Below are 278 nucleotides of genomic sequence, written 5' to 3'. Positions count from 1 at the left end.
CACGCCAACCCGCGTCGTCGCGGAAGTAGACGCCTGCGAGGAGGCTCGCCAGGGCAGCCAGCAGAAAGTAGGCGAGGAGGGCCAGCACTCCGACCAGACCCATCTCCACTGCAGTCTTCAGGTACTGGTTGTCGGTTATTCGAATCGCGTTGGTGACTATGTACGTGTTGGGACCCATCCCGAACGCCGGCCGATCCGAGACCATCGCCTCCACTATCGGATAGTTGTTCAAGCGCGTCTTTATGGACAGATCGTCCGAACCAGCGGACGCAGTTCCG

1 pseudogene is annotated in these 278 nt (G+C 60.4%); it reads right to left on the bottom strand.

Features of this window, described 5'->3' with window-relative positions:
• Window positions 1-232 (bottom strand): annotated as a pseudogene (locus SB754_RS19980) (O-antigen ligase family protein); the annotation flags it as partial.
• Window positions 233-278 lie beyond the last annotated feature (46 nt).

This window comes from Leifsonia sp. SIMBA_070 (assembly GCF_046534635.1).
In the GTDB taxonomy this organism is placed as follows: Bacteria; Actinomycetota; Actinomycetes; order Actinomycetales; family Microbacteriaceae; genus Leifsonia.
Note: the sequence above shows the minus strand (reverse complement) of the source record. Positions and strands in the feature narration are given on the sequence as shown.